4 protein-coding genes and 6 pseudogenes are annotated in these 13,208 nt (G+C 58.1%); 3 read left to right on the top strand and 7 right to left on the bottom strand.

The window, feature by feature from the left end:
* Window positions 1–170: 170 nt before the first annotated feature.
* From XI05_RS01875 to XI05_RS01850, 6 genes and pseudogenes are all read right to left on the bottom strand, one after another.
* A pseudogene (locus XI05_RS01875) lies at window positions 171–1,644 on the bottom strand (S10 family peptidase).
* Between the two features lie 1,117 nt (window positions 1,645–2,761).
* Window positions 2,762–3,898, bottom strand: a complete 1,137-nt coding sequence (gene modC, locus XI05_RS01870) for a molybdenum ABC transporter ATP-binding protein (RefSeq protein ID WP_271498294.1) — start codon at window positions 3,896–3,898, stop codon at window positions 2,762–2,764.
* Window positions 3,899–6,440: 2,542 nt separating this feature from the next.
* On the bottom strand, window positions 6,441–7,160 hold the full coding sequence (locus XI05_RS01865) for a hypothetical protein (RefSeq protein ID WP_271498319.1): 720 nt from the start codon (window positions 7,158–7,160) through the stop codon (window positions 6,441–6,443).
* Between the two features lie 52 nt (window positions 7,161–7,212).
* Complete coding sequence (locus tag XI05_RS01860; protein WP_271498293.1) at window positions 7,213–7,962, bottom strand: hypothetical protein; 750 nt, start codon at window positions 7,960–7,962, stop codon at window positions 7,213–7,215.
* 377 nt (window positions 7,963–8,339) lie between these two features.
* A pseudogene (locus tag XI05_RS01855) lies at window positions 8,340–8,714 on the bottom strand (M16 family metallopeptidase); the annotation flags it as partial.
* Window positions 8,715–9,232: 518 nt separating this feature from the next.
* On the bottom strand, window positions 9,233–9,760 hold the full coding sequence (locus XI05_RS01850) for a hypothetical protein (RefSeq protein WP_442869225.1): 528 nt from the start codon (window positions 9,758–9,760) through the stop codon (window positions 9,233–9,235).
* 3 nt (window positions 9,761–9,763) lie between these two features.
* Between XI05_RS01850 and XI05_RS01845 the strand changes: the two are divergent.
* Window positions 9,764–10,275, top strand: a pseudogene (locus XI05_RS01845) (IS5/IS1182 family transposase); the annotation flags it as partial.
* Between the two features lie 37 nt (window positions 10,276–10,312).
* A pseudogene (locus XI05_RS01840) lies at window positions 10,313–12,541 on the top strand (hypothetical protein).
* A 107-nt stretch (window positions 12,542–12,648) separates the two neighbouring features.
* Here XI05_RS01840 and XI05_RS01835 read toward each other — a convergent pair.
* Window positions 12,649–12,956, bottom strand: a pseudogene (locus XI05_RS01835) (IS5/IS1182 family transposase); the annotation flags it as partial.
* Between the two features lie 87 nt (window positions 12,957–13,043).
* Here XI05_RS01835 and XI05_RS01830 point away from each other — a divergent pair.
* Window positions 13,044–13,208: pseudogene (locus XI05_RS01830) on the top strand (integrase core domain-containing protein); the annotation flags it as partial.

Raw genomic sequence — 13,208 nt, 5'->3', positions numbered from 1 at the left:
CAAATAGAGATGCGGGCGCAGCGCGGCGGAATGTTGGCCGATGCGCCTTCTTCCGGTGCGCATCATAACCGCGGCCGTCCAGGAGCATTGCTCCTGACTTTAGGTGAGATACAAGTCTTTCGGCGAGTCATTCGCCTCACGCGAACTTGCTTGTGACCAAATCGTCGGCGTTACGTCATCATCGCTTCGACCTCTGCACGAAAAGCTTGGCGCGAGGCATCTCGTGAATAGAACATATGGCCGCCCGGATAGACTACAAGCTTGAGGCGCGGCGCCGAGGCAAATGGCGGCAACTGATCCAGCACGATCTGCGATGCGAAATAGGGGCGACGAGGTCAAACAGGCCGTGTGCGACGAGCAATTTCATCTTCCGGTCCGTTGCCAGAATCTGGCGCAGCTGCGAAAGCCACTCTGGAGAGCCGCGACCGAAATCCCAAGCCCGGCCAACCGCGCCGTTGCGCAGCTCGTAAGACCCGTCCGGCCGCCAATTAAGCTTGCGCGTAAGCAGATCGACAGTGGCGCTGGTCAGAGGCGCCAATAGCGTATCGCTGGAGGGATCGCCGGAAAGTGGGAAATCGGAGTCCGGATACGGATTGAGGCCACGCACCGAGGCGTCATAATTGCCAATTAACTTACCGGTTTTACGCTCGAGTTCACGGCGGAACTCCACGAGGCCGAAGCGGCCCGCGAGCCTACGACTGACCTTCTGGTCGATGCCGGTCAGCGCTGCGGCCTTGTCGGCCAGGCGCGTGGTCGCTTCATTGTCCGCCTGGCCTTTCATGAGATCGACCAGAAACTCGCCGCGTGCATAGGCTTCCACGTCGGCAAGATCAGATCGCTTTACCGGACCCTCGGCTTCGCGCAGGGTCGCGACATAGCTTGGCAGGGTTGCGACGTATCGCAGCAGGCTCGTGCTGGTAAACTGACTGTAGTCGAACACTGGCGAGACCATAATCAGTCCCTTGATGCCTATGCCCTGCTGCATCTGCAACTGCTGGACAACCTTTGGCCCGCGAATCCCGCCATAGCTTTCACCCACGATGTATTTCGGCGACAACAGCCGGTCATGCATTTCGAGCCAGCGGCGGACCACCAGCGCGAGCGCGTTGACGTCGCCGTCAACGGAATAGAGCTGCTTGCGCGCATCATCGCCGGTTCCGACGAAGCGGCTATAGCCGGTGCCTACGGGGTCAAGAAACACGAGATCGGTGAAATCGAGCCAAGTTTCCGCGTTTGGCCGCGCCTCCGGAAAGGTCGATGGCGTGACCTCGTCCGCATTGATCGGCAACCGCCACGGTCCGGCATTGCCGAGGTGCAGCCAGGCCGATGATGAGCCCGGTCCACCATTAAAGAAGAATGTTACGGGGCGCGAGCCGCGGTCGGCTCCGTCAAGCTGATAGGCAGTATAGGCGATGTCGGCCTGGGGCTCGCCCTGTCGTCGAATAGGCGGATGGAGCCGGCGGTCGCGACGAAAGAAAGCGTCCGCCCGGGGAGCTCAAGCGTTTGCGCGGTGCTGGAGTCCGGCGGCAGGCGATGCTGCTCGGCCGGCGATCGCATACTCGGCGTTTGCCCGGCGCCAGCGTTCTGGCCGGGCGGCGTAGTGACCTGAACAGGCGCCGAATCGGCGGCTAGAGCGCTCTCCATTCCCCCGCAGGCAAACAGGATAAGCGCCAGAGAGGTGTGGCGCAGCGCGGTCAAATGCATCGAGTTTCTCCTGTCCCGGCGCGCACCCTGTGCGCGGAACCCATTTATCAAAGCATTTCTGATCGCTAACTCATTTGGGGGTACAGCAAACCCACTAGAGCCAGTAGTCGTCATCATCACCGCGTGCGCGCACAAAGGGCGAATTCCCTCCGTGCATACAAATCTAAACGGGTGGACCCCCAACTCGCCGACGAGCATGCGGAGTTATCGATGCGTGCTTCTGCCGGCTCAAGGAGGTTTCAGCGCGTTACAACCGGCTACGACAAGCTTGCGAGAAATCTCCTGGCCGTCGTTTACCTTGCCCCCATCGTCAGAGTGAGTATTGGATCCTTGGCCTGACTCCTAGTTCAGCTTCGCTAAGAACCGAGGGATCGCCTCAGCCCGTTTTGGCTGCTGGCAAGCCGAAATAGTGATTTTTGTGCCGGCGCGCACGGCACAGGGCGCGCGAGCGCCTCCTCGTTGCAGAAAGATGGCCTTCTGTTGCGATCCAGCTGGCTAGGTGTGGCGGCTCCCCCTCGCAAGCCCATCCCGAGATCACGATCGGCTGCGCGGCTGATGTGTACATGCGCCGGGATTGCCTTGCCCATCTCGTCTTGCGAACCAGCAGAGACCTTCGGCGCGATTGCCGTGATTATACCCAAGCTCTCATACCGCCGGGCTAGCGACTGGGATGTCCACTGCAAGCGCATGATTTGTCCCCCACTCCAGTTATGCCGCACGAGATCAATCGGTTGCGCCAAGTTGCCGAGTTTGCTCCAAACCGGTAGCGATAAAATCAACAGGACAGTTAAGTCGAGCGGGCCAGCTGCCCCAAATCTGGAGGGAAGAGCCAAACAATTTTCTAGTCGCTCAGATGGGGCACCAGATCTCCCCAGATCGCCTCGATTTTGGACGATGCCATCGATGCGTACGGTTGCTGCGCGAGATCGTAAGCAAAATCGGCCCGTAGCTTAGGGATACGGTAGTCGATAATTGCGCCACCGTATTCGAATCTCATCTATTCATAGTATCGATTCTCGAACGGGATCTGTTGATGTGGTTCTCGCATGAGGCACAGCTATCGAACGTTCTCATACGGATTTGGCAGACGCTGCAACAGCGGCTGGGCAGCCCCGAGTGGAACAGCGCGCGTGATTTCCGCCAATACGTCCGCTCCATCGCTGAGCCCTAGTGCATCAAAGGAGCGACGCGCGATGCGGGCCAAAAGCGGCACGCCAGAATTGCAAGCTCCCATAGACAGAACCAAGGTGACTTCAGCCTCGTCGAACGGCAGAGAGGCTTTGATGCGTGCCGGAAATACATTAAGGATAGAGCTTGTACGCTGGGGTTTGCACGCAATGCTGACGTCGCCGGCTGCGATTCGGAGCCGCAGTTTCGTGCCCGGTCTCAGCGGCGCTCCGGGTATCAGAAGCCGCTCTCCCTTGAGGCGGAGCTTGAGCAGCCCATAGCGTCCGTCATAGCCGCCGACCAGGGTATCAAGACAGACTGCCGCTTCGTCCTGCCTGGCAAGCTCCGGAGCGCTCTGAACGACGTTGAGCGGTCCGGCTGCAGTCACGGCGCCATCTTTCATCATGACAAGATGATCGGAAAAATGCTCAATATCAGCCATGTCATGACTAACGTATATCATCGCCAATGGGAGCTTGTCCCGCATGCGCACGAGAAATGGCATGATCTCGCGTTTGGCGGAGCGATCGAGCACAATGAGCGGATCGTCCAGCAAAAGCAGTCGAGGCTGGCTTAACAACGCTCTGCCAAGGGCAAGTCGTTGTCGCTCGGCCACAGAAAGATGTGACGGCAAACGCTCGAGCAGTGGCGCCAACGCGAGCAATTCGACCACACCATCAAAATCGATCAGTGCCGATGTCGATTTTGATGTGTTGTAGAGAAGGGTGCGCCGTACAGACCAGCCAGAAAAATGGGTAGGCAGCTGGAATACGTATGCGACCGGACGCAGATGAGGCGGTCGAAAGGTTGTCTTATCCTGCCAAATCTCTCCATCGATCGCACAGAACCCGTCGTGCAGACGCTGCACGCCAGCTATGCAGCGCGCGAGCGTGGTCTTGCCGCACCCGGGCGGACCAAAGATCGCTGTGACGCCTTTGGCTGGTAAGCTGAATTGCGCATCCAGCGGAATGTTCGCGAGAGAGCCGTCGAAGGAGACCTCAATATAGCCTGCTTTTACTTCTCTCATGAACCTGTGCCTGTGCTGTATCTTCCCATCAAGCCGCGAACACAACTCGCGGAAATGGAGATGATGGCTCTGACTTTGACCATTCACTCCGCCGCTCCAGGACGGCGCCTCCGCCAGCGGAAGGGCATAGGTGCGGCGGCGGACTGCAGAGCCATGTTAATATCAGTGGCTTGGTACGTGCTCGCGCCGTGAGGATCGAGACAGCCGGGTCCTGTCCCGTGCGCTTGCGAAAGAGAATCGAGACCCCTTTCCGGCATCAGCTCACTTCGAGGTGCCAAGCGCTTCTGCTGAATGTCCAAATGGCGCCTTGAGAGATTTGACGGCGTACATGTCCGCTCACGGCCAGAGTTGAATGCTGGCCTCGGGGCCGGGAATCCCATCAAGAAACCCCGAGCCTTACTAGCTGATCTGGTTTGCACCGGGCGCGATAGCGATGGCGTGTGCATTCTTGGGTCCGAGTAGCGTCAAAGCCAGGTCGATCAGAATGTATCGGATAAGCCTCATTGGAACTCCGGTCCTGCCGCCACCACTTTCTTCGCAGCGCTTGGTTGATCCTTGCCCAGCAATTCGCGTGCCTTTCGACAAAGACCGCCGCAACTAGCGAGCAAGACAGGCCCTGTATCCGGCTCCACTCGCCGTCATCAGCCGCACTTCTTGTCGGGCTTTAGACGCTCGCGTCACCAACCGCACATACGGAGGCGACGTCATTGAAGAAGGATCATCCGGCGCCTCTTGCATTGGAGATGATACCTCGACCTTCATGCGGCCGAGCTGCGCGGACGCAGCTTGGTCGTTGATAGTCCCGATACAAGCTGTTTGCACCTTTAACTCCTACAAGAGGTGAAGCGTCATCCAGCAACACCGGGACCTTCGTACCTTGCGGACAGCCGATTAAGCATGCAGTTGTGGGAAGTTCGTTGGACTGCCCCCGGCATCTCCCTCTCGGAACGTCAAAGTGCTTGAATCGACAGTGGCGTCAGGTTGTAAACCTAGCGAAGGAGAAGGCGGCGTTCGGAGCGAGCATCGCCGCACAAGCGCTAAATGGCCAACCTCTGCTTTAATTTGTATTACCAATGAACGTGTTGCGCGTGTCGGGGCGATAATGCAGGAGCTCGTAATCATTGCGGCTACCTGCAACATTGCGACAGCCGCTGCCGAGACACTCAATCGGATCAACAGATATGCTCGCGGAGCAAAGAACAATAATGAAAGATATGCAGCCTAGGACAGGCTTGGGGAATCGAGATCAACGAATGAGCTGCATTTGCAGTGCGCATCCCTGTACGGCCGCCCTCGCTGTGATCATGATCGCGGTCGCAGTCACGCGGTGGACAGGACACGCACATGCGCGAGATCGGCGGGCCGAGCAGGTCTTGACGTCGTGCAGACCTGACATGATGCGTTTCTGTGACCGGTTTACAGGGCGTAGCGATGTGGACGTGGCTATTTTTTGTCTTAGGGATAATTTCAAGAACTTGCGCAGCGAATGCCGCCGAATGATGCCAACTGCGGCAGAGAGAAATCACGGGTCGATGCGACATCTCAACAGGTTTCCGCTTGTCCTCCATCGAGAGTGAGGGTGCTGAGTGGCAGCTGCAAAAGCCGAGCGGCCGCGATGAGTTCAGGCCGGCGGGCGCCGGAGTTTGGTTAGCCTGGGTGGCCGAATATCGGTCTGTCCGGAAGCGTCAGCCTACCCAGCCACCGTTCATCCATCAGAAGACTGGGCTCCCTGAACCAGTAGGGCTCGATCAAAGATCGATCGTGCGCCTGCGTGTTACGAAGATGTAATCCGTTCTGAACCTAGAATTGTGGAGTGTAGCAGTACGACTTTACAGCGCTGCTCCAGCGGTGAGTTAGCTTGGACCCGACCTGCTAGGCTCAAAGTACAGGTAGGGCTAGGAAAACCCTCCTTGTCAGCTGCCCATCGACCTCCCGAAGGGATCGCTTGATGGCATTGCGCTTGGGGTGGGAGCCTCGGGGGAGTCGGTGCGCCTGATTGTAGTGCTTTGGGGCGAATACATTTTAGCGCTCAGGGCCAAAGGAAATGCCGTCGCCAAGCGGTATTCAAACGCAGCAAGCTGTTCAGTCAGACGCTTCTGAATGATCTTGCGCTCCGCCCCAGATGGGCCGCTTTTAAGTAGTCGACGGCAGCGCCAGATTTCGCTCCGTAGCCATCTGATCTCACTTAACGTATCGTCAATTGAAGTCATCACCGATGTGGTTCGCTTCGTCCTAGAAAGTCAAGCATCGGGACCTTATCGAGCCCCATTCCTTGGCTCCGCACTGCTGCCGGATAGTGAGATACGATGAGTCGCTACTCCTACCATTTCTCAGGCGAATATCACGACCGCACCGCGCGTGTGACGAGAAATCGTCGCAGATAATCGTGTTTTACGGCGCTGCCGTCGTGTGATTTGCACAATTCCTGCGCTGCACCCGAATTGGTGGTCCGCGAACAGAAACCGAAGACTGGGGAGCATTAATCCGTGTCCGGCACGCAGAAGGCTCCAGCCCGACGAATGATGCCGAGCCGACCGGAAACTCAAGTAGCCCGCGTGCAGCGTAGACTGTCGATGTCCGTGCCCCGACATCGATAGGACGTCCGCAGCATCACGCTCGAATCCAGGTCCCGAAACATGCTGTAGTTCCGCCTGATCCATTGATGAAGCTCCGTTGACCAATCCTTCTCGTTGCGCAGATAGCCAGTGAAAGAAAAGCTAAGTCGGTCTATATATCTCTTGAGGAACAGCGGAAGCGCGGGAATCCGAAGCACCCGGCCGCCATCCATCGCCTCAGGTAACTCGCCGCGCAGCACGAACTCATTGTGGATGGTGACCAGCGACGCCGCCGGAATTCGCCGCCGCAGCATTTCATAACCACGAAAGGAAATGCGTTCAGCGCCCGCGACGAAGAGGATTATGGGAGCGACATAGCAGCGCGCCGTCTCTTTTATGAAGCCGATCTCCTCGCACATCTTGAAGAACTCTTCGAACGCGTGAAAGCCGAGATCGATGACCTTGGGTACACCGTCGTGGATAATAAGAGGGTCCATCAGCTGCATCTTACCGTAAGTGTCGATCAGATCCGAGGTCTCTGTGATCTTGGGCAGGTAGTCGAGCAGCGACGGCTCATTTAGGTTGACATCAAACGACAGCGCTGTGCCGTTCTTTAGCAACAAGAACTCGCTCATGAGCCGGGCTATGAGGGTCTTGCCGACCTGCGGGCTAGGAGAGCAGATAATGTAGATGGGGGTCGCTAACATAGCCTGCAGGTCAATTGCGGTTCGTGCGTGGGCCCAGCTCACCGAATATGCGCTACTTCTCGCCGGAGCGGGTCGCGGACTTGGCGCCGGCCAATTCCGTCAAGTTGATGCGATCAAACTCGCTCCAGACATTTGTCAGCCAGTGTCGGACATAGCCGCGAAGTACGAAGGAATTGTTCGCGGGTTCATCGTTGCGGCCCTTGTTTGCGACGAAGTCTACAAAAGGCACGGATGCGACTTCCACCTGCTCATATGCCATCTCGTTCAGCTTCGGTATCACCAACTCAGTCGCATTTTTGATGCGGTGAAAATAGGAATTATACGTCGCTTGATCCCACTGGAAGAATTGAGTGTCGTTGATAAAGTTCTTGACGAGGTAGTACTTCGCGCCGCTCATGAAGGTCGCGGTCTCTGCGATCTCGTCTAGCGAAGCGATAGATGATCCCAGAATATGGAACACTGCAAACGTGATCTGGCCAGACCGCGCCGAGTCCAGAAATCCGATGTCGCGCAAGGAAGCCAGCGCAGAGGATAGTAACCCTGCGCGAGCATCGATGACAGTGACGGAAAGCCCTGCGTTCAGTGTATCGAAGATCTTCATCTGGTCCGCCGTCGTCGTCATGTCGACGATCTCGGTGATCTCGGGATAAAAGCGCTTCAGCGTTCCCCGTGGCGACTCCGTGTCAAAGGCACGCGTTTGCACGTTGTTGACGCTGAAGTAGTCCAGTAGCGTTCGTGATACGGTCGTTTTGCCGACTCCACCCTTGTCCGCACCTACCACAATTACAACTGGCTTCACCATAGAAATCTCCTGAGACACTCGCTGTTGCCGGGCGCAAGCTGCGCCGCCGGCGCGTCTCTGCTTTGGGTGCGAAGATGGCAGAAAGAAGGGGCAATGAATCTTCGATGCGAGAGCTCTGCTGCCGATGAACGTTTTCAACATGAAGCGAGTGATGTCCTTAGATCACAACGACGAAGCAGGCCCGAGAAGGTGATTAAATCGCTTGTACTGGTGATCTACGTGAGGTTTGTGGGCGGCTGGAATGCGTCGCCAAGAATCAACGGTCAGTCTGTGGTGATCGTTGCTATTGCCGTCGTTATCTATCGCTGTCGCTCTCTATGAAGCGATCGTATCTTACGTAGCGTCAGAATGCGAGCGTGGTGGATCGAAGGGCCAGCGAGCCGTTCACCTGGATGGTTGGCGACGCGCTTATTGAACTCCTCCAGCACGACGTCGCGATCGGACAGCACGTTCTCATCTTTGAGAAGCGAGACCGGTCATGCAGTCGGCTTCAAATTCCATCATCTTGCCGAGGTACTCGCGCGGCACGTGCTGGAAGTAGTTGGTGTAGTCGAATCCGGTGAAGGCGTTCTGATTGCCGCCGGCGCGCAGCACGGCCTTGGAGAATTCATTCGCCTGGTGTTTGGAGGCGCCCTTGAACATCAGGTGTTCGAGGAAATGCGTAAGCCCGATTTGCCAGGCGGCTCGTCGGCGGGACTGACCTTATACAAGATCATCTGAGTCACAGCAGGTGTGCGATGATCCGGGATCATCGACCACCTGCAGGCTTTGTGAAGCCTGAAACCAGCTGGTCGATCTAATCCGACCGCGTCGGCAACGTCGCTACCCTCTTCGGAAGATATAAATCCGTGCTATCATCCGTTCTGTGCTCGATCGCCAGCGCGTGGGCGTCGTCAAGTTGGAGGAATTAGCGGTGTTACCTCCCGCCTTGGCGGTGACCGGAATCCGGTTCATGGCATCGCCTTTCGTTCCATACTGATCCATGTTTGTGGCTGACAATCCGACAAAGCGGGGAGCCAGCAGAGCAAGGGTCGGACCAATTGTCGGGGTGGCGTACTCACGGCCGCGCACGCCAACTAGACACAAAATAGAACCGGCGCCACTATTCTGGACAAAGGTGACCGTCTCCATGTCGTGAACACGACGTTGCGCTCAACGCCGTAGGACAACATGGCGTCAACTGATCAAATGGGAAACTTGCAGAAAAGTGGATTATGCGGCGATATGACGTCGGTGCATCTTTCGGCGGCGCGCTGTTACCGAACTCGCTCTACAGTGGCTTGGCAATATTTCTCATGGTCGCGCGACGGGAGTCGGCGAGCAGCTCCTTGGAGTACACTGCGCCGAAGTAGTCCAGGACGAAGGTGCCAGAATAGCGCACATTATCGGCCGCGCGGATTAGGTTATCGAGAATTGTGCCGACTTGGCTAATGCGGTCGCGATAGCGCGCGCGGATAACGTTAACGGCGTTCATCGAGTGGACGGCCTCGTCGGCAATTACCTCCCGCAGCCAATGATGGAATGTGTTGTTCCCAAGTGTGTCATAAAACGGCTTTTCCGCTGCATAGGCGCGGCAAGTGCACATCTCATCAAATGCGATCATGGCCAATAGAGAGAATTCGTCCTTCAGGTGTTCCATGACCGGACCAAAATCATGACATCGAGCGTCTAATCTCTCCCGGAGATCCTTTTCGGATTCATTGGCGACAAGTTCAATGATCCGGATGAATCCGTCAGTGTGGCGCTCTTCGTCGATTGCCCAGGCGTTGAAGAATGCCGCAGCTTTATCGGAAACGATAAGAAGCGGCTCAACCGTCTGGCGAGGAAGCCACGGGGTCAAGCTGCGGCATTCCTATCTGCGCACTGCCAAAACCGCGACAATGATGGCGGGACGCTACGGCCATGCCAAGCAATTCAAGCGGCATCAGCGGCAGTTGCGCATCCTGCGCAGTCGACGAAGGTCAGGCTGTGCTTGAGAACACGTTCGCCCTCCCGCTCAGCCGGGCCTCGCAGATCCGCTCGCAGCAGCAGCGCCAGCGCGGCTTCAAGCTTTATTCCTTCCACGCCCCGGAGGTGGAGTGCATCGGCAAGTGCAAAGCAGCCGCGCCTTACGAGTTCGGCGTCAAAGCCTCCATCGTCACCAACAACCGCCGTTCTCCCGGGGGCCTGTTCGTGCTGCACGCCAGGGCGCTACCCGACAACCCGTACGACGGTCACACCTTGCGGGACGTCATCGACCGCACCGAGACACTCACCGGCTGCGCGATCGAGCGGGCCTATGTCGACAAGGGATACCGCGGCCACGACGCCCAGGGACGCTGCGCATTGTTGACCGTATGGGAGATGGAACATGACGGGCATTGGCCGACCTGGGGAAGCGCACGTTGGGGCTGCAGGAGCCGACAGCACGTCGGGATCGAGCAGTGCGCATTCGGAGCCAAATTTTGTCCCTGCGGAAGGCCACCGAGTTTTCAACTCTGTCTTGGAGCGGATGTGCTTAGCGCCTGAAGATAGAATGGCGACGCTCGCGAGCGTGCCCTCAGGTTCGGGTCTGGCTGGCCCCATTTCCTCAAGCGGTGAGGGGATCAACGCAGCGAAACAAAACATGGATGGCCTGCTTGAGGAACTTGATGCTTGCCACAGTGCTGCCATGGGCGCTCAGAGCTCGTCTGAGGCGCAAGAGCTGGTCGATCAGGTTGTCAAAGCAGGCGCAGCAGTTCTGGACTACTACGCGAGCCTGTCTCCAGATGTGGCGCGCAGCATTCTTTGCGTAGATCAGGCTCGCCGAGTTCGTGACCGGACTCTGGACGCGGGGAACGAATGCAACGCGCTGGCCGCACCGACTATCTACGCCTTGGAGCAGCGTAGGGAGAATGCGGGAAAGATACTCGAGCGGATGCGCCAATCCAATGCTCCGCCCGACCAACTGATCCGAGCGGCTTCCAGTGCGGCGAAACACTATTTGGCCTGCACGGAGTGGTGGGAAAAGAAGGCATTGCGCTCTGAACGGATGCAGTCCGTCTGCGCAGCCACTGCCAACTTGCCAAGTGCAACGGCCGAAATGCGACAGGCCGAACAGGCGACACTACGGCTGCATACCGGCTGGGCACTGAATACGAGGTGCGTGCATCTGCGAGCACGCTCGACCCGGCCCTCAGGCAAATCCTCTTGGGTGAGAACGGTCGGGCACGTCTACTTGGAACCTTCATGGGCGATGTTGTTCCGGCATTCCTCTCAACGGGCGACGCTGTTCTGAAGAGCAAAGGACAAGCCCTCGACGCGGAGCACTGTGCCGTTCTGGAAGGGGTCATGGAGCGGCTATCGGAATTTGCGTCGGCGTTGCCCAACATGGTTGCCGAGCTAAGGAATAAGGAAGCAAGTCCCGAGCTTCCGTTGGATCTGTTGGATCAGATCGTGGAAGGATCGTGGGTCACTGCCCATGAGGTCATGCGCCTCCTAGCAGTGCAGCCGAAGCCAGCCATGATTGCACCGCCAACGGAGGCTGGCCTTGCGTTACCGGCCGACGCTGCCGGCAACGACCCGGCGGCCGAAGGCAGTCCAGCGCGCAGGAAAGGGAAGGGCAAGCGCAGGCAGGCCGGAGGTGCGGGGAGTTCGGCAGCCGGGCAGCCCGAGCCGCAGCTCGCTAGGCCCGACGCCGACACGACGCGAACCACCAAGGTTATTGTGCTCTCGGATCTGGGCACGAAGAAACTCGCGAGCGCGGAGGAGGCGCATACGAGGATGTCATCGTCGGCGAGGGAACACTTGGCGATATGGCAGGCTGCGCGAGCAGGCGCGTCAGTGTCTCCTTCGATGGCGCGCGATTGGACGAACTCTTGCGAACCGATTTGCGCAGTGAGCAAAGAGCCATTTCGCATGCGCGCCACATGAAGCCCGAAGATGCCGAGCACGTCGTGGACACCGTGGTTGAGCGGCTGCAGAGCCAATCCGCGGAGATTGAGGCCTGTGTAGCCGCGCTGGACGAACCTCGCCGACGCGGCCTACTCACGCCTATGCAAGTGCCCGAAGTGCAAAAAAAATAGTCCGCCTCAAGGCGATGTTGTCGGAGGTTAAGGGGCAGGCACGTGCTTTGAAGGCGCAAAAGGCTTCGATCGGGATCGATTGCATGAAAACCTATGCGTTTCCCTCGCAGAAGTACCTCGAACGGTTGCAGGCGGCCGAGGAGTTGGCTCCCTTGGAGATACCGCGCGCGTTGAAGGGGGAGCCAGGAACGCTGTTCGAGATCAAGCTGCAGCCTACGCCACTGCGCAATGGTACGGTGAATCCGATGTGGGTGCACATCCATACGAAGCGGCCGGTCTATGCGTGGCAGTTAACGACATTGGATGACGCCAAGTTTGCCGCTTGCCACGTGAAATCCAACGAACAGCGCGGCTACAATCGCCTCTGGCAGAACGCTCGAGCTGCAACGGGTCACGAAGACGTCGTGATCCATCGCGGCAAGCTCACGCCTGCGTTCTGCAAGTCCCTGTTAGGTTCCGCTTTTAGCGCCCATCCAGGGTATCCTTTTGCCGGAACGCAGCGCGGGGCGCAGGTGAGCCGATACGAGACTAGCTAAACGACTCGATAGAGTGCCGCTTGTGGTACGGCATCGGTCTTCTTCGCATCCGGATCCAGTGGCCGAATGAACCGCACCTTGGGCTCCCACAGGCTCCAACTCCTGAGTTAAGAAGCCGGATTGAGCTGTGTTGGAGTGGCGAGCGTTCGCTATTAGCAACTCCAGAAAGAGGCCCAAGAGTTCTTGAGGCAGGCGAGGATGCGGCGGAAGTCGTGGCCGACGGCTGAGAGGACGACATTGGCGGCGCCGCCGGCGCGGCCTTTGAGGTAGCAGCGGCCGAGGTCGCCTTCGGCCTTCATGTGCCCGATGATGGGCTCGATGGCAGAGCGACGGCGCAGCTCCCGCTTGATGACACCGAAGACGCCGCGCTTCTGGCCGGAGATGAAGACGCGACGGTGATTTGGGCATCGTGGCCGCTGACCTTGCCCCCGGGGCCTAATCCAGTTTGAAGTTCGTTCTGGCCCACGACGAGGACCAGAGCATGAAGCGTAGCCGCTTACGGAGCGACAACGGCACCGAACTCACCAGCAACGCCATCTTGACTTGGGCCGATCGGAGTCGCGTCGCCTGGCACTATATCGCTCCCGGCAAGCCCATGCAGAATGGCTTCATCGAAAGCTTCATGTATAGACGGCCCCGCGGATGCAAGGGATTTTTGGCAGCATAC

Source organism: Bradyrhizobium sp. CCBAU 11357, assembly GCF_028128865.1.
Classification (GTDB): domain Bacteria; phylum Pseudomonadota; class Alphaproteobacteria; order Rhizobiales; family Xanthobacteraceae; genus Bradyrhizobium.
This window is presented reverse-complemented; position numbering and strand designations above follow the sequence as displayed.

Excerpts from the sequence above, each read along its gene's own strand:
- modC (WP_271498294.1), bottom strand. The coding sequence starts at position 3,898 with ATGAGAGAAGTAAAAGCAGGCTATATTGAGGTCTCCTTCGACGGCTCT.
- XI05_RS01865 (WP_271498319.1), bottom strand. The coding sequence starts at position 7,160 with ATGTTAGCGACCCCCATCTACATTATCTGCTCTCCTAGCCCGCAGGTC.
- XI05_RS01860 (WP_271498293.1), bottom strand. The coding sequence starts at position 7,962 with ATGGTGAAGCCAGTTGTAATTGTGGTAGGTGCGGACAAGGGTGGAGTC.